The sequence below is a fragment of the Streptomyces chryseus genome (assembly GCF_014650755.1).
GTDB lineage: Bacteria > Actinomycetota > Actinomycetes > Streptomycetales > Streptomycetaceae > Streptomyces > Streptomyces chryseus.
Window position 1 is genome coordinate 118,697 of record NZ_BMVO01000004.1, and the last position, 16,245, is coordinate 134,941.

Genomic DNA, 16,245 nt, shown 5'->3' on the forward strand with positions numbered 1-16,245 from the left:
GACACAGGGCTACTGGCAGGCCGTTCCCGCCAGTACCCCTGTGTCGCTGTACCGCCCGCCCGCGCCGGGCCGCCTTCTCAGCCGAGCGCTGTCGCGGCCCCTCTGAGCAGCAGTCCGCATCCCAGCACGAACACCACGGCAGCCGTGCCGAGCGGGGCGGCGCGCTGAACCCGTGCGAGCAACCGGCCTCGCGGCCGCCGCGTCAGCCTGCGCGTCGTCGTCTCCCTCAGCCGGACAGCCAGGAACCCGGCGCCCGTCAGGGTGAGGGCCAGACCGGCTCCGTACGCCAGGACGAGCAGGAACCCGAACCAGGCCTGGCCGAGGGCGGCCGCGCCGACCAGGACGACGACGGCCGAGGGGCTCGGGACCAGCCCGCCCGCGAAGCCGAGGAGCACGACTCCGCGCAGGCCGGGGGCGGGAGGGGGGTGGGAGTGCGTGTGGGGATGGCGCGGGTGGCTGTCTCCGGGGGGCGCCTCGTGACCGGCGTGTGCACTCCCCCGGTCGTGCGCGTGACGGGGCTTCGCCGGCGGCTGAAGGTCGGCGGCGTGGCCGGTCGCACCGTGCGCGGACGCGGAGGAAGCCACTGACGTGAGCGCCCGTTCCTCGACGTGGACCGTGTCGGCGTCGGCGGTGTGGCTGTGCGCCGGGCTGTGGGCGTGCCCGTGCGCATGACCGTCGCTGTGCCCACGCGCATGGTCGTGCCCGTGCGCATGACCATGACCGTGGCTGTGGCCGTGCGCATGGTCATGGCTGTGGCTGTGGCCGTGCGGGCTGTGGCGGCGGCGCCACGCCCTGCGCAGCAGCAGTGCGCCCGCCACCGCGACCAGGGCGCCGCTCGCGATGCCCAGCCACGAGACGACGGTGGGCGCCGCGGCCGACCCCGCCGTGATCAGGGCGCCCAGCGCGAAGACGCCCAGGGTGTGGGTCATCGTCACCGACAGCCCCAGGCCGACCATGTCGCGCACCGAGCTGCGGCCGCCCGCCGCGGCCGCCGCCGCCATCATCGTCTTGCCGTGCCCCGGTGCCAGCGCGTGCATGGCCCCCAGGAACAGCGACATGCCGAGTGCGAGTGCCGCGAAGCCCGCGGTCAGTTCGTGCCGGGCCACGAGGCCGGTCAGCGCCTGCGCCCAGCGGTCCGCCCCACGCGGCAGCACGCCCGCTGCCGGGGAAGGGCCGCCGTCGTTTCCGCCCGGCACCAGCGCCGGTCCCCCTGCTCGTACCGTGAGGGCGGCCGACCGCACTTCGGGCGGCGTGGAGAGCACGTCGCCGGGGTACGCGGTCAGCCGGCGCGAGAGGGACTTCCCCGGCACGTCCGACGCGGAAAGCGTCATGCGGTCGCCCCGGGCGGTGATCTCCCGCCACCCCGCCGTCGTCGTGACACCTCCCGGGCGGTACGCCAGGCGTACGCTCTCCGCACGCGGCAGCGGGGCCGTCAGCGCGCACGTCACGCGCAGCGTCTCCAACCCGGCTTGCCCCGGCCGCACTTGAGCCTTCGCGCTGTCCGCAGAAAGGGGTACGGTTTCGCCGCCCGCCGAGCCGCCACCCGCGACCGCGAGCGTCAGCCGGGCGTCCCGTGCCGCCGCGCCGCACCGCGTCCCGGCCCACGCGGACAGTTCGGCCGGCCCGAGTGTGTCGTCTCCGTCGGCGTCGATGCGGCGGCGTTCCCGGGCGGCCGGGATCTCCGCCAGATCCTCGACGTGGTCCACCGCGAGCTTGCCCGGGGTCACGACGAGGCCGTCGTACTGACTGACGGTGAAGTTCCCCAGCGGGTGTGCCTGAGCCGCCCCGGCGGGCAGGACGGCGAGTGCCGCGCCCGCCGCCAGCGTGGCGAGGGCGCAGGCGGCGGTGCGGCGCTTCACGACGTCCCCCCGATCCGGTTCAGCACGGATCTCGCCTCGCGTGCCCCCGTGGGTGAGAAGCCGGCGTTCAGGTCGAGCGCGGCGCGCAAGTGCCGCCGGGCGGCCCTGGCGTCTCCGAGGGCGTGCTCGATCATGCCCCGGTGAAAGAGGAACGAAGCATTCCGGTATCCGGGTTCCGGGGCCGTCGCCTTCTTGGCGTACTTCAGCGCCTGCCGGTCCTCGCCGTTCGCGTGCAGGGCCCAGGCCAGCGCGTCCGCCGTGTGGACGCTCTCCCGGCGCGACCATTCGGCGCGCGCCGCCTTCAGCGCCCCGGCGGCGTCGCCGTGGTCCGCCTCCACGAGCGCGGACTCCAAGTCGGTGGCGACGCCGTGGGCGCGGGCGAGCCGGGTCCAGGTTCGGACGAGTCCGTACTGTTCCTCGGCGCGCTCGCGCCGCCCGGCCGCCTCGTGCAGTTCGCCGAGGGCGGCCAGTTGCCCGGGCAGCGGGTATCGACGTACGACCTCTTCGAGATCACCGAGGGCCCGCTTCGTATCGCCCTCGGCGGCGTACGCGCGTCCCCGCCCCTCCCGCGCCGGTACGTACCCCGGGTCGGCGCGCAGCGCCGTCGCGTAGTGGGACCGTGCTCGCCCGTACTGGCCCTGGGACCAGGCCAGGTGCCCGAGCGACGTGGCCACGTACGCCACATCGGGCGGAGCGGACGCGGACTCCAGCGCGCGCAGCAGCACCCGGCGCGCGCCCTTCGCGTCGCCGCGCAGCTCCCGTACGTACGCGTACCGGGTGAAGGCCGGGATGCCCGGCCGGCGCCGGTCGGCGAGCTCGACCGCCCGCCACGCCTCGTCGTACCGGCCGAGCTCCACCAGGGCGTCGACCCGGCTGCACAACGCCCTTTCGCTGTACGGGTTGACGCGCAGCGCCCGGTCCGCCTGGCTCAGCGCGGCGGCGAAGTCGTGCCGGGCGGCGGCGAGCGCCGCCCGGCCGGAGAGGGCGGCGTCGTTCTCGGCGGCCGGGCGCAGTCGCAGCGACCGGCCGAACGCCTTCTCCGCCCGTGGGTAGAGCGTCGGGTCGCCGCTGGTGCGGGCCTGTTCGACGTACGCCGCGCCCAGGCCGGCCCAGCCGGTGGCGTCCTTGGGCTGCTCGCGCAGGTGCCGGTGGAGGGCGTCGATCCCGCGCCCGAGGTCACCGGCCGCCAGCCGTTCGGCGGACATGTCCGCCGCGAGGACCGGCGCGTCCCGGCCGGTCCGGTCCGGGCCGCCGTCGGCTCCGATCGCCACCGAGGTGGCGGTGAGGCCCACGGCCATCGCCAGGAGCGCCGCGATCCGCCACCGCCGTGGCCCACGCGGCCCGTCGGCCGGTCGCTCCCGCCCTCGCTCGTGCCGTCGCGGCACGAACCGCAGGTTCCCTACGGGCATCTGTCTCGCCTTCCTCGGCCTTCAGGGGGTGTTCTCCGCGGGGCGGCCCCGGACGGTTCCGCTGCCGCCCCGCGGACGGGGTTCAGCCGAGCCAGGACCGGCGTGCGGGCCGGCGCCGGGAGCGCGCGTACGACATGCCGAAGCCGACGAGCAGCACCCCCACGGCACCCGCCAGGGCCGAGGCGAGCATCACCGTGTTCTCGCCCCACGACGACGTGAGGGCGGCCGCACCGCCGGTCAGCCCGGTGGCGTCGGTCTTGGTACCGACGTCGGCGCCCTTGCGGGTGTCGGAGCCGGCGGTGGGCAGGGCGACGTACGGGAAGGTGTCGCCGAACTTCTTGTCGTTGGCGTCGACCGCGTCGCCCAGGTCGTTCTTGGCACCGACGAGTTCGCCCTCGACGGTCTGCAGCGCGATGTCCAGCACGTCGTCCGTGAGCCGGCGCCCGTTCGGGAAGCCCGCGTTGTCGCCGTCCAGTACGCCGAGCCGCTTGGGCTCCGCCACCGGCTTGACGGAGGTGTTGAGGCGCAGCATCTCCGACGGGGTGACGTTGGGCGGCTGGTTGAGGTCCTTGACTCCGGTCAGGAACACCGAGACGAGGTCGTCGCGGGGCTCCTGGGGAGCCTTGATCTTGTGGATGGCCTCGACGAGCTTCGGCAGCTCCGGTTCGGTCACGTTCTTGAGGAAGTCGCCGTCGTTCTCCGGCGAGGAGGCGTTGAACTTGTCCTTGTCCTTGACCGGGTTGACGACCTCGTTGACCAGCGGCATGCCGAGCCGCGACACGCGCGTCCAGTGGCCGGAGGCGCTCCTGCGTTCGGTCGTCGCGTAGATGCCGACGACCGGCTGCTCCTCGGACTCGCGGATGTACGAGGTCGGCACCTGGAGGGCGATGGTGTTGACGTTGTAGCCCTTGAGCGTGTCGTTGCCGACCTCCGACAGGTCACCGCCGTACAGCAGGTCGAAGACCCGCAGGTCGAGGAAGAACGGGTCGTCGGCCTGGCCCGCGAAGGCCTTCAGGCCGCCGGGCACCTTGCGGACCGCCTCGTCGCGCAGCTTCTGGTAGTCGGGCATCGACGCCTTGCCGACGTTCGAGGGGGCGACGGGGAGGTTCTTCGCGACCTTGTGGCGCGAGACCGTCTTGCCGCCCTCCTTGCGGAGCAGCTCGATGTCGTACGTCTGCGTGAAGTTGAGGTCCGGATCGTCCAGGCTCTCCACGGCGCCCGTGTTGTAGAGGAAGGTGTTCTCGTTCTTCCGATGGTCCTTGAACGTGAACCGGTACAGCAGTTCGTCCTGCGCGTCACCGTCGCTGTCGATGTGCAGGTCGTAGCGCGCGTCGGTGGCGAAGGGGTAGAAGTTCGGTCCGCCCGCCGGTTCCTGGAACGGCAGCAGGTTCGCCACCAGAGTCGTCGAGTCGGGGTGGTCGGGGCTCACGAACGCGTACACGTCCGTGGTGTCGAACTGTGGCTGCCCCGAGATCAGCGGCGCCTCCCGGTGGCTGGAGGCGTTCGCCGTCCGTGGCTCCAGTACGGCCACACCGGCCGCCGCGAGACCTCCGCCGGCCAGTGCGCCGCAGGCGAGCAGAGCGATGCTCCCGCGCCTGCGCCACGTCCACACGCTTCTCCTGATTACGCCCATCTCGCCCGTCCTTCATCCGTCGTCTCGTCCGTCCCGGCTTGCTTGTACGTCCAGTACGTGCGGGGCGGCCGTCTTGTTCGGCTCGACGGCTGAAAGATCGGCGGGTTTCTCCGCCGGCACGCCGCGGGAGGGCCGCCCGGGCGCCCCGGGGGCCCTCCCGCGACCCCCGCGGACCAGGCGGTTTCCGCCTCCGGCCGTGCGCGGTGCTCACTTCACGGCGTAGTCGCCGAGCGAGCCCTCCAGCAGGTCGAAGACGCGGTGGGCGGCGACGGACACGGTCGCCGCGATCCGTTCGGTGCTCTGCCCGTCGAGGGTCAGGTCCAGGATGCGCTGGAACAGGACCCGGTGCGCGCCGCCCAGTTGGGCGGCGGCGGCCCGGGGGGTGATGTCGTCGGGGGCGGCGGCGGTCTCGGCGGCGAGGAGGCCGGCGAGCGCGTCCTCGCGCCGGTCGTGCAGATCGCGCAGCCGGCCCAGCAGCGTGGGGCTGTCGGCGATCATCCGGGCGAACACCTCTCCGGAGAACCCGATCACCGGGTCGTGCCGTTCGACCCCACCGAGGAACTCGCGCCGCAGGGCCGCGAGCGCCGACTCGCCCTCGGCGCGGGACGCGACGGTACGGGCCAGGCCCGCGGCGAATTCGTCCTGGTGGTCGAAGGCCATGTCCTCCTTGCGCGCGAAGTAGTTGGTGACCGTCTTCTTCGCGACCCGGGCGGCCGCGGCGATCTCGGCGATCGTCGTGGCCTCGAAGCCGTTCTCGATGAACAGCCTGGTCGCCTGGTCCGAGATGAGCTGCCTGGTCTCCTGCTTCTTGGACTCACGAAGTCCCATCGGTTCGATACCCATGCGGCAACCTTACACTCGTCGCAAGTTTCGCTTGACGCGCTTCGCACAATGAGGCTAAGTTTACGTCCGTCGCAAATTTCAACTCGCGGCGCACTCTCCTTCACCGCCTGCAGAAAGGCACCCGTGCAGCACTCCCGCAAGGCCGATCTCGCCGCAGCCCTCGACCGGAAGAACGCCGTACAGAACCGCGGGACCCAGCGTCCCATCCGCGACCTGTTGCCCGCCCCGGCACGACGCGGGGGCAACTTCCGCGCCGCCAACGCCCCGCGCAGGGGGTCCTACTGACCCCGCACAGCTCGTCCGCTCCCCGACCGCCGTACGCAGGAAGGCTTCACATGACCGACTTCGACGCCGCCACCGAGTTCGACCGCCAGGTCACGACGCTCGTCGGCCTGGGGTACCCGGCCCTCGCCGGGATGACGGAAAGCGCGTTCCGCGACCTCGTCGAACCGCTGCGCGCCGCCGTCCTCGGCCGCCGGGCCACCATGGAGCCGCCGGCCGAGGGCCGCGTGCCCTTCCTGCTCGTGGTCACCAGGTCGCTCGTACCGCTGGAGGAGTCGGTGCCCCTCACCACGCTCGCCGGCAAGACGAAACCGGGCGTGATCGAACGCTTCTACGCCGAGGGCGAGCTGGAGCGGTTCGTGTCACTGAAGGAACTCGCCCTTCCCGAGGGCGAGGTGTACGTGGCCTTCGACATCGACCGGGGCGAGGAGTTCTGCGACGTCGTGCCGCTGAACGCCCTGGCGACGATCGCGGAGCGGGACCGTACGCCGCTCACCATCGAGGAGGGCCTGGCGTTCGTCACCCAGTACCCCGGTGCCCTGGCCAAGAACAAGTGCTTCTCCCTCGGCGGCAGCCGCTTCGGGGACCGCAGGGTGCCGGCGCTGTGGATCAGCAAGGGCGCCCCGAAGCTGGGCTGGTGCTGGGAGGGCAACCCGCACACCTGGCTCGGCTTCGCCTCGGCCGGCGACCGCGACGCCTGAGGCCCCCGCCTCGACCGCTGGGACCTGCCTCGTCACGACCGTGGCTCCCCACGGCCACCGCCGGTCAGGCCGTCCGTACCACCGCCTTGTGGACGGCGCCCAGTTGGCCCGGGGCGATGCGCAGGCTCAGCGAGGAGCCCGTCGACACCACCTGCACGGAGGGGTCCTTGGACGTCACGGAGGAGACGGGCCGCCTCCACACCACGTCGATCACGGCGCCGTCGCGCAGCGGCCCCGAGACGCACACCGTGGCCGAGCCCGCGCTCTCACGGATCAGCACGCTCGCGGGCGCGGACGCGGAGACGGCGCCCACGGTCCCGGCCAGCCAGAAGTTGATCGCGGTGAAGCCGAGCGAGGGAACACCGACGCCCTGCTGGCCGGTGGTGTTGGCGAGCACGTCGAGCCAGGAGGTGTCGGCGGCGCGGGCGGAGGTCTGCTGCGCGGTGGCGCCCGGCATCAGGACGTACGCGTACGTCGCCGAGGTCGGGTCGGTGCCGTGGTCGAACCACAGCGTCAGATAGCGGCGGGTGACGGGGGCGGTCGACCCGCCGCCGTTGATGTCCGACCAGGCCCCGGTACGGGCCTGACGCAGCGCCTGGACGGTCGCGCCGCCGGGAAAGACGTAGCCGGCGTGACCGGCGAGGTGGGCCCAGCGGGTGCCGGTGAGGGTGGCGCTCCAGCCCGGCGTGGTGGGGCGGGCCGAGCCGTCGACGGTGAACGCGTGCACACCGGCCGCCCCGAGGTTGCGGTTCTCGACGACCGTTTCGACCCCCGCGCCGTCGCGTCCGTGGATCCCGCCGCCGAGGCAGATCACGGCGTCGTCGAGGAAGAACCACGACTTCTTGGCCATGAGGGTGGAGGACAGGCCCTTGAGGTACTGGCCGGCCACGCCGAACGTGCCGTCCGTCGCCCCGCCGACCCAGCGCACGTCGGGCCGGGTCACTCCCCAGGCCTCGCCCTCGCCGTCGGCGAGCGGCTTGCGGGAGGCGGTGGTGCCGGGCAGCCGCCCGGGGTCGACGGTCGGCCAGAAGTCGTCGCTGTACTGGCCGTTGGCGAAGTCCTTGCCCCACCAGTAGAGCATTCCCGAGCCGGTGTGCCAGCCCCGGAGGTTCTCGCCGTTCCCGTTCTCGTAGTACGTGATCCGCCGGGAGGCCATGGACAGCCCGGCCGCCCAGCCTGGCCTGCGGTGCACGGCCCGGTCCATGCAGGGGAAGAGCCGGTGGCCGACGGGTTCGGCGGCCGGGGCCGTTGACGAGCTGTCGATCGCGTGCAGCCGCGCCAGTTGGGCGACACCGAGTGCGGGGCTGGTGAGCACCGGGCTGAAGTCGTCGCGGGCGATCCAGCCCTTGACCATCGCGTCCCAGCGGGCCTTCTCGGCGGCCGACGCGCTCCGCGCGAGCAGGGCCACGCAGGCGATGATCGTGTGGCCGCGCAGGTGGTCGTCCTGGCGCAGCCCGCGGGTGTCGGACTTCTGCACGCCGCGGCTGATCGCGCGTCCCGCGACGCCGTCCATCACCAGCCCGTTGAAGAGGAACGGCGCGTACGCCGTGTCGACGGAGTCGAGGACCACGTGCCGGCCGCTGTCGGTCACTTCCCATGCGGACCCCTTGAGCAGGGCGAAGAGCAGCGACAGGCCGCCGAGCATGACCTGGCCGTACGAACCGGCGTAGGGCACGTAGGTGTGCTGGACGAAGCTGCCGTCGGCGTAGAGGCCGTCGCCGGAGGTGACGTACGGGAAGACGGGCGAGAGGGCGTCGCGGGCGAGGGCGAGCTTGCCGGCGCTCCTGCCGATGACACCGCGCAGGGCGAGCACGCGGCACAGGTCGACGCGGTTGGCGCCGGTGGAGGTGCCGGTGTAGGAGGCGACCACGCTGTCGGGGACGAAGTGGTCGACCGCCGCGCAGTGGTCGACGACGCGGGCGGCGCCGAGGTCGGCGTACAGCAGGGCGTCGATGTCCAGGAGGGCCTGCGGGATGCCGATCTGCCAGCTGTACCAGTTGCCGTAGCGGGTCTGGCCGGCGTGGTACGCCTGGTCGTGCAGGTGGTCGAGGCCGCTGAGGATCCCGGAGCGCAGGGCGGGGTCGCCGGTGAGGCCGGTGCCCGGCTGGGCGTACGCCTCGGCGAGGGTGCGCAGCCGGTGGTAACTGGTGGTGAGGTTGCCGGAGTACGTGTACGACTCGGCGTCGGTGTCGGGTTCCGGGTCGGCGTACGGAAGGTCGGGCCACAGGGAGCCGGCCGCCGGCGCCATGGTCGAGCGGAGGCCGGCCGCGGTGGAGCCGAGGGCGGCCAGCTTGCCGGCGAAGGGCTCGGCGTCCGGTGCGAAGCCCGTGCCGAGGAGGAGGTCGCGCCAGGCGAGGCGCAGGGTGTCGTAGGCGTCGGCGGCGTGGGCCTGCGGCGCGGACGTCCCCACCGGGGCTCCCGCCGCGAGGACGGCGGCGGCGCGCAGGAGCGTGCGGCGGGAGATGAGGAGGGCAGGGGGCGGGGAGTCCATGCGGAGAGACCTCCGGTTTCGGGACGCGAGTGACCCAGAACCACGCTCGGGGTAAGCGGTTTCTCCCACAGGGCCGAACACGGCGTCAAGAGACCTGACGTACGGACCGGATCGGCCCGACGGCACAGCCCGCGAGCTCCGGAAGCAGCGCCCCGGCCGGCGGCCGGTCGTGCGGCGTCGGCGCGGGCGCGCAGCGCGAAGCCCCCCGGAGCGTGTGCTCCGGGGGGCCCGGTGTCCCTGGCGTCGGGTCAGGCGACGGTGATGTTCTCCGCCTGCGGGCCCTTCTGGCCCTGGGTGACGTCGAAGGTGACGGTCTGGCCTTCCTGCAGCTCACGGAAGCCGGAGGAGTTGATGTTGGAGTAGTGAGCGAAGACGTCCGGGCCGCCGCCGTCCTGGGAGATGAAGCCGAAGCCCTTTTCGGAGTTGAACCACTTGACGGTTCCGCTGGCCATGCTGGTGCCTTTCAGTCGATATCGGATCCGCACCGCGCGAATCCGGAGGTGATCGCCCTGGTTCTTTGGCACTGCACAGCAAAGCGCCCACGCCATAGCGCGGGCAGGAACTGCGAACCACGACATCTGCGAGCGACGTTACACGGCGGAACCGCCTCTCACCAGAGAGCAACGTCCAATCGGCGACATGACAACCACCGGTCGGCGGCCTGTCCGGGGCCGCCCTGCGGCCCCGGACGGGCGAGGTGGGCCCCGGTGCCGGGTGAATCGGGCCGAGGCGGCGTCGTACCGCTAGGTGTCGATGCCGGTCACCGCTGTCGGGCCGAGCGGGGCGTCCTTCTCGGTGAGCCCCGCGTTGCGCAGCGCGGTGGCCGCCACCTCCTTGGCGTGCGCCTCCGCGCTGCGGCTGTCGTCCGCGTCGACCTCCAGGTGGATGCTGAACGTGCCGTTGTCATTGACGGTGAGGATGTCCAGGTCCTCCGACTGGCCGAGCGAGGTGTGCTGGGGGTCGGCCGGGCGCAGGTGCCGCACGAGGGCGGTGCGCGCCTCGTCGGGCACGTCGCGCAGGAACGTGCCCGGGATCGAGATGACGTAGGTGGTCATGCGGACTCCTCTGTCGGAACGGGTACGTCACGAGTACCCAAAGCCGGCCCGATTCTTCCGGCGCCGCCGAACGGGCGGGGCGGACTCGGCCGACCGGGGGACCCGTACGGTCTCGCGACCGGACGGGCTGACGACCGGTCAGCAGCCCGCCGCGCCGTCGCCGTACGGGAGCCGCCCCCGGCCGGGCCGCGCCGTCAGGGCACCGCCGGTGCGCGCGTCGGGTTCGTCGCAGTCCGGGTTCAAGGGTGCGTCGGGTTCAGGTACTCGGCGATGCGGTGCCCCCAGGTGCCGACGTCGGCGCGCGTCCGGGACACGTGCAGGTCGGCCTGCGGCAGGGCGTCGGCCAGGGCTTCGGCCGTCGACAGCGGGTGGCCCGGGTCGTCCGCCCACGCCAGGATCAGGGCCGGCCGGCGCAGCGCGGCGAGCGCCGCGGGGGCGGGCAGGTCGGACGCGGCGAGGCCCCGCAGTACGGACGGCAGTACGCGCTCGGGGGGTGTCGGCGGGAACGCGGGGACGTCGGCCACCACCGCGGGGCGCGGCCGGTCCTGCCGGGCGGCGATCCAGGCGTCCGCCCCGTCCCGTTCGACGACGCCGGCGGATGCCAGGGAGGTCCGCGCGTACGCCTCCCGCGTCGCCCAGGCGGTGGGCGGGACGAGCAGCACCAGCCGGGAGAAGCGGCCGGGCGCGCGGACGGCCGCGTGCAGCACGGTGCCGCATCCCATCGACGCGCCGACGGCGTCGGCGGGACGCGTGGCGCCCAGGTGGCCGAGCAGGCCCAGCAGGTCGTCGGCGAGCGAGGGATACGTGTAGTCGGTGTCCACGGGGTCGCCGGTGGACCGGCCGTGGGCCCGGGCGTCGTAGCGGACCAGGCGATGACCGCTGTCCAGGACGGGCGTCCAGTCGAACAGGCCCATGCGGTCCTCGACGGCCCGGCTGACGAAACCGCCGTGCGCGTGGACGACGAGCGGCCCCTCACCGGCGTCCTCGTAGACCAGGTCCGCCCCTCGATGACGGAAGCGGCCTTCCGTGACCGCGCGCCTTCCCACAGCCGTCGCACCCCGTCCCGGCTCTGCCTGTTCCGGCTCGGCCCGTTCCGATCGCGCGGGCCGCGTGGGCCGCGTACGCCGTGTGTCCGCACCCCACGATCCGGCCGCCGGACCGGACCCGCCGGCGAACGCGCCCCGCTCCCCCGCCGCTCTCCGGTACGCCTCTTTCTCCAGTACGCCACCGGGGCCCGTGCCGCGCGCGTCGACCGACCCGAACCCGGTCCGGAGCGCCGTTCGGCGCTTTCTCCAAGGAGGCTCGCATCTGCCATGGAGCTTCGCACCGAACCTTGCAGATGCCAGGCAATCAGCTCTATCTTGACGCGCATGCAGTCCTACACCATCGGACAGGCGGCGCGTCTGCTCGGCGTGAGCCCCGACACCGCGCGCCGCTGGGCAGACGCCGGCCGGGTCGCGACCCATCGCGACGAGAGCGGTCGTCGCCTCATCGACGGCCGTGACCTGGCGGCGTTCTCCGTCGAGGTCGGCCAGGCCGGCGCCGGCGAGGAAGAACCCGGCTACACCTCCGCCCGCAACGCCTTTCCCGGCATCGTCACAGCCGTGAAGCTCGGCGACGTGGCGGCGCAGGTGGAGATCCAGGCCGGTCCGCACCGGCTCGTCTCCCTGCTCACCCGCGAAGCCGTCGAAGAGCTGGGGCTGGAGGTCGGCATGCAGGCCACCGCCCGCGTGAAGTCGACCAGCGTGCACATCGACCGCACCTGACCCCGCCGCCCGCCCCGGTTCCTTGCTCGTCACACCGGCGTCGCCCGTCCTCGGCGCGGCTCGTCACCATCCGCCCGGACGGCGTCCGCCGACCGTGTCCCCAAGGAGTTCCGCCCATGTCCCTCGCTCTGCCGATCAGCGGGCGCCGCGCCGCCGCCGCGCTCGCCACCACCGCCCTCCTCCTGCCGCTCGCCGCCTGCGGCAGCGGCGACGACAGCGAGAAGAGCTCGACGGCGGTCCAGTCCGGCAAGGCCGCGACCGGCGCCGATCTGACCGTGCTGGCCGCCGCCTCGCTGACCGACGTCTTCAAGACGGCGGGCGCCGCGTACGAGAAGGCCCACCCGGGCACGGAGATCACCTTCTCCTTCGCCGGCTCCCAGGAACTCGCCGCCCAGGTCGACCAGGGCGCCCCCGCGGACGCCCTCGTCACCGCCGACACCAAGACCATGGACGCGCTCGGCGGTGAGACCGGGACCCCGACCGTCATCGCCAGGAACCGCCTGGTCATCGCCACCGGCGAGGGCAACCCCCGTGACGTCCGGGGCCTCAAGGACCTCGCGGACAGCGACCTCAAGGTGGTGCTGGCGGCGCCCGAGGTGCCGGTGGGCCGCTACAGCCAGAAGATCCTCGACGCCCAGAAGATCACCGTGAAGCCGGTGTCGCAGGAGCCGAACGTCCGCGCCGTACTCAGCAAGGTCGAACTGGGCGAGGCCGACGCCGGTCTCGTCTACAAGACGGACGCCGCCACCGCGACCGACAAGGTCGACGCGATCGAGATCCCCGACGCGCAGAACGCGATCGCCGCGTACCCGGCCGCGACACTGAAGACCTCCGAGAACCCGGCGGCGGCCGAGGCGTTCGTGAAGTGGCTGTCGTCGCCCGAGGCCCGGAAGATCTTCAAGGACGCGGACTTCCAGCAGCCGTAATCACCAGCCGTACGCACGCGTACGGGGCTGCCCGGCCCGCGCCGGGCAGCCCCGCCTCCGCACGACGCGCCCCAGGGACCTGACGATGAACCCACTCCGCAACCGCGCGGCCGGCCCGCGCACCCCCGTCCTCCTGGGGATTCCCGCCCTGCTGGCCGTCGTGTTCCTGCTGCTCCCGCTGATCGGGGTACTCGTACGCACCCCGTGGAACGACCTCGGGCAGCATCTGGGCGAGCCGGCGACCACCGAGGCGCTCAGGCTGTCGCTCGTCGTGTCGTTCTGGGCGCTGGGACTGTCCCTGCTGCTCGGCGTCCCGCTGGCCTGGCTGCTCGCCCGGGTCGCCTTCCCCGGCAAGGCGTTCGTACGTTCCCTCGTCCTGCTGCCCATGGTGCTGCCGCCCACCGTCGGCGGCGTGGCGCTCCTCCTCGCCTTCGGCAGGCGCGGGCTCCTGGGCGGGTGGCTGGAGGACACGTTCGGCGTCACCCTGCCGTTCCACACCTCCGGCGCGGTGCTGGCGGCGACGTTCGTCGCCATGCCGTTCCTCGTCATCAGCCTCGAAGGAGCCCTCGGCGGGCTGCGGCCCCGGTACGAGGAGACCGCCGCCTCCCTGGGAGCGTCCCCGGTGCGCGTCTTCTTCACCGTGACCCTGCCGATGGTCGCCCCGGGGCTCGTCGCCGGGGCCGCTCTGACCTGGGCGCGCGCGCTGGGCGAGTTCGGGGCGACGATCACCTTCGCCGGGAACCTGCCCGGCACGACGCAGACCCTGCCCCTCCAGGTGTACCTGCTCCTCCAGGACGAGCCGGCGGCCGCGACCTCCGTCTCCCTGCTGCTGCTCGCCATCGCCATGGTGGTGCTCATCGCGCTGCGGGGCCGCTGGACGGGCACCCCGGCCGGCCGTTCGCACACGTCCGCGCCGCCGGCGGACGAGCCGGAGCCGGCCGGCGCCCCCCTGCCCGCCGTCCCCGAGCCGGCCGGCCCGAAGGAGCACTGGGCGCTGCACGCCGAGGTCACGGGCTTCAACCGCCTCACGCTCGACGCCGCGCCCGGCACCACCATCGCCGTGGTGGGCCCCAACGGCGCCGGCAAGACCACCCTCCTGCGCGCGCTCCTGGGACTGACCCCGCGCGCCCACGCGGATCTGCGCCTCGGCGACACCGACGTGACCCGGCTGCCGCCGCACCGGCGCGGTGTCGCCTGGGTGCCCCAGGACGGGGCGCTCTTCCCGCACCTCACCGCCCTCGCCAACACGGCGTACGGCCTGCGCGCCCACGGGGTCGCGCGCGCCGAGGCCCGCCGCAGTGCCCAGGATTGGCTCGACCGCCTCGGCGTCGGCCACCTCGCGCACCGCAGACCGGCGCAGCTCTCCGGCGGCCAGGCGCAGCGGGTCGCCCTGGCCCGCGCACTGGCGGCCCGGCCGCGCCTGCTGCTCCTCGACGAACCCCTCGCGGCCCTCGACCAGACCACCCGCGCCCATGTCCGCCACACGCTGCGCAACCACCTCGACGGCTTCGGCGGCGTCTGCCTGATCGTCACCCACGACCCCGTCGAGGCCGTGTCGTTGGCGGACCGCGTCCTCGTGCTCGACGACGGCCGCGCCCTCCAGGACGCCCCGCCGGCCGAGGTCACTCGCCACCCCCGCTCGCCCTGGGTCGCCCGGATGCTCGGCCGCAACGCCTGGCCCGGCACCGCCACCGCCAAGGGCCTCCTCCTGGCCGGCGGGCAGACGCTGGTGGTCGCGGACCCGTTGCCCGCCGGCGCGGACGCGCTGGCGATCATCGCGCCGGAGGCCGTCTCCGTACACCGTGAGAAGCCCGGCGGCAGCCCCCGCAACGTCTGGCCCGGAACCGTCCGCGAGATCACCGCGTCGGGCAGCCGGCTGCGCGTACTGATCACTTCGGAGCACGCGCCGGACCTCGTGGCCGAGATCACTCCGCAGGCGGCCGCCGAACTCGGGCTCGCCGACGGGACGTCCGTGTGGACCAGCGTCAAGGCGACCGAGACGACCGTCGTGGCCCTGTAGCGCCGAGCTGGTCCGCGTCTCCACGGGTGCCCCCCGGCGACGCGGCGCACCGGGGACCCGGTGGGCCGCCGACCCGCGCTTCGCGGTCGACGGGCGGCACATGGAGCGGCCGCGGGCCGGGGGACGACACCTCCCCGGTCCGCGGCCCGTTCAGGGACCGGCCGGCCTCAGCAGTAGAGGTTCGAGCCGGTGGGGACACCCAGGATCTGGGTGAACTGCTGGTACTTGGTGACCCGGCTCTGAACCTGCGCCGGGTTCTTGCCGTCGCATTCGAGCGAGCCGTTGATCGATCGGATCGTGTGCCCGAATCCCGCCTGGTTGACCATGGCGTTGTGGCCGGTCATCGTGCCGGGGCCGTTCTGGGTGTTCCAGTACCACAGGCCCGTCTTCCAGGCGACGGCCGCCTCGTTCTGGACCCGCCACGGGTTGTTCAGCAGATCGATGCCGAGCGCGTCGCCCGCGGCCTTGTAGTTGAAGTTCCAGCTGAGCTGGATCGGGCCACGCCCGTAGTAGGCGGCCTGGCCGGCCGGGCAGCCGTACGGCTGGCTCCAGTCGCAGTAGTGGGGGTAGTTGGCCTGGTTCTGCTCCACCACGTGGACCAGACCGCCGGTCTCGTGGCTCACGTTGGCGAGGAAAGCCGCCGCCTCCTGCTTCTTCACCGTGTCGCTGCCGGTGTTGGCGAAGCCCGGGTAGGCGCTCAGGGCGGCGGTGAGGCCGCTGTAGGTGTAGAAGGAATTCCGGTTCGGGAACATCTGGTTGAACTGCGCCTCGCTCACCACGAAGCCGGACGGTGACGGGGTGCCGCCGCCGCTACAGGTGTGCGGATTCCAGTACCAGGTACTGATCGTCGGGTCGTAGCCCGGGTTGTCGTGCTCGGCGATGTAGTAGGCGCCGTTGTATCTGACAACGTTGCCAGCCGTGTACCAGGCGCCCTGCTGCCAGTTCGGCGCGGTGTCGCAGACGGTCGCGGCGGGCGCGGCCGACACCGAGGGCGTCAGCGTCACGACGAGACCGGTGGCGACGAGGAAGGCCGCGAGCAGGGCCATGAGGCGTGTTCTCAGCACTCGATCACTCCTTTTGAGCGCAACGGCCCGTCCGGAGCGCGCACTTGGCCTCCGGCGAACGGCCGTGGTGGGGGGCTGCCCACACTCAAGCGCGATGTCATGATCAAGTCAAGGTATAGACCAATGCGAAGCGGGAGCGGAACGGAAGTCCCGGCACCGCGGCGGCGTGCGGCCGAGGCCGCCGGAGCGCGGTGGG

The 16,245-nt window shown here is 73.1% G+C and carries 14 protein-coding genes; 5 read left to right on the forward strand and 9 right to left on the reverse strand.

Features of this window, described 5'->3' with window-relative positions; genetic code table 11:
* Window positions 1-77: 77 nt before the first annotated feature.
* The 4 genes from IE185_RS09455 to IE185_RS09470 form a co-directional block, all read right to left on the reverse strand.
* The gene (locus IE185_RS09455) at window positions 78-1,859 is read right to left on the reverse strand and encodes a sulfite exporter TauE/SafE family protein (RefSeq protein ID WP_189714989.1); all 1,782 of its coding nucleotides are present in this window, start codon (window positions 1,857-1,859) and stop codon (window positions 78-80) included.
* On the reverse strand, window positions 1,856-3,268 hold the full coding sequence (locus tag IE185_RS09460; protein WP_138893839.1) for a tetratricopeptide repeat protein: 1,413 nt from the start codon (window positions 3,266-3,268) through the stop codon (window positions 1,856-1,858). Before IE185_RS09460 ends, IE185_RS09455 begins: the two co-directional genes overlap by 4 nt.
* An 82-nt stretch (window positions 3,269-3,350) precedes the next feature.
* Window positions 3,351-4,901, reverse strand: a complete 1,551-nt coding sequence (locus IE185_RS09465) for a DUF4331 domain-containing protein (RefSeq protein WP_138893838.1) — start codon at window positions 4,899-4,901, stop codon at window positions 3,351-3,353.
* Between the two features lie 207 nt (window positions 4,902-5,108).
* Window positions 5,109-5,744, reverse strand: a complete 636-nt coding sequence (locus tag IE185_RS09470; RefSeq protein ID WP_138893837.1) for a TetR/AcrR family transcriptional regulator — start codon at window positions 5,742-5,744, stop codon at window positions 5,109-5,111.
* A 123-nt stretch (window positions 5,745-5,867) separates the two neighbouring features.
* Here IE185_RS09470 and IE185_RS09475 point away from each other — a divergent pair, with 123 nt between their 5' ends.
* Both IE185_RS09475 and IE185_RS09480 read left to right on the forward strand, forming a co-directional pair.
* Window positions 5,868-6,029 carry a hypothetical protein gene (locus IE185_RS09475; RefSeq protein WP_167519074.1) on the forward strand — a complete coding sequence of 54 codons (162 nt, stop codon included), beginning with the start codon at window positions 5,868-5,870 and terminating at the stop codon, window positions 6,027-6,029.
* Window positions 6,030-6,079: 50 nt separating this feature from the next.
* Window positions 6,080-6,727 carry a DUF5701 family protein gene (locus tag IE185_RS09480; RefSeq protein WP_138893836.1) on the forward strand — a complete coding sequence of 216 codons (648 nt, stop codon included), beginning with the start codon at window positions 6,080-6,082 and terminating at the stop codon, window positions 6,725-6,727.
* Between the two features lie 64 nt (window positions 6,728-6,791).
* Here the strand turns inward: IE185_RS09480 and IE185_RS09485 are convergent, their stop codons facing one another.
* From IE185_RS09485 to IE185_RS09500, 4 genes are all read right to left on the reverse strand, one after another.
* Window positions 6,792-9,218 carry a polysaccharide lyase 8 family protein gene (locus IE185_RS09485; protein WP_138893835.1) on the reverse strand — a complete coding sequence of 809 codons (2,427 nt, stop codon included), beginning with the start codon at window positions 9,216-9,218 and terminating at the stop codon, window positions 6,792-6,794.
* A gap of 248 nt (window positions 9,219-9,466) precedes the next feature.
* A complete protein-coding gene (locus tag IE185_RS09490) occupies window positions 9,467-9,670 on the reverse strand; it encodes a cold-shock protein (RefSeq protein WP_028812747.1) in 204 nt (67 codons plus the stop codon).
* A gap of 291 nt (window positions 9,671-9,961) precedes the next feature.
* Complete coding sequence (locus IE185_RS09495) at window positions 9,962-10,273, reverse strand: hypothetical protein (protein ID WP_138893834.1); 312 nt, start codon at window positions 10,271-10,273, stop codon at window positions 9,962-9,964.
* A 239-nt stretch (window positions 10,274-10,512) separates the two neighbouring features.
* Window positions 10,513-11,319 carry an alpha/beta fold hydrolase gene (locus IE185_RS09500; protein ID WP_208766416.1) on the reverse strand — a complete coding sequence of 269 codons (807 nt, stop codon included), beginning with the start codon at window positions 11,317-11,319 and terminating at the stop codon, window positions 10,513-10,515.
* Between the two features lie 324 nt (window positions 11,320-11,643).
* Here IE185_RS09500 and IE185_RS09505 point away from each other — a divergent pair, with 324 nt between their 5' ends.
* The 3 genes from IE185_RS09505 to IE185_RS09515 all read left to right on the forward strand — a co-directional run bounded on the left by IE185_RS09505 (window position 11,644) and on the right by IE185_RS09515 (window position 14,985).
* Window positions 11,644-12,039, forward strand: a complete 396-nt coding sequence (locus IE185_RS09505; RefSeq protein ID WP_138893832.1) for a TOBE domain-containing protein — start codon at window positions 11,644-11,646, stop codon at window positions 12,037-12,039.
* A 116-nt stretch (window positions 12,040-12,155) separates the two neighbouring features.
* Window positions 12,156-12,965 carry a molybdate ABC transporter substrate-binding protein gene (gene modA / locus IE185_RS09510; protein WP_138893831.1) on the forward strand — a complete coding sequence of 270 codons (810 nt, stop codon included), beginning with the start codon at window positions 12,156-12,158 and terminating at the stop codon, window positions 12,963-12,965.
* A gap of 85 nt (window positions 12,966-13,050) precedes the next feature.
* A complete protein-coding gene (locus IE185_RS09515; protein WP_138893830.1) occupies window positions 13,051-14,985 on the forward strand; it encodes an ABC transporter permease in 1,935 nt (644 codons plus the stop codon).
* Between the two features lie 167 nt (window positions 14,986-15,152).
* Here IE185_RS09515 and IE185_RS09520 read toward each other — a convergent pair whose 3' ends face one another.
* Window positions 15,153-16,031 (reverse strand): glycoside hydrolase family 19 protein, encoded by an 879-nt coding sequence (locus IE185_RS09520; RefSeq protein ID WP_189715041.1) that lies wholly within the window; start codon window positions 16,029-16,031, stop codon window positions 15,153-15,155.
* Window positions 16,032-16,245 lie beyond the last annotated feature (214 nt).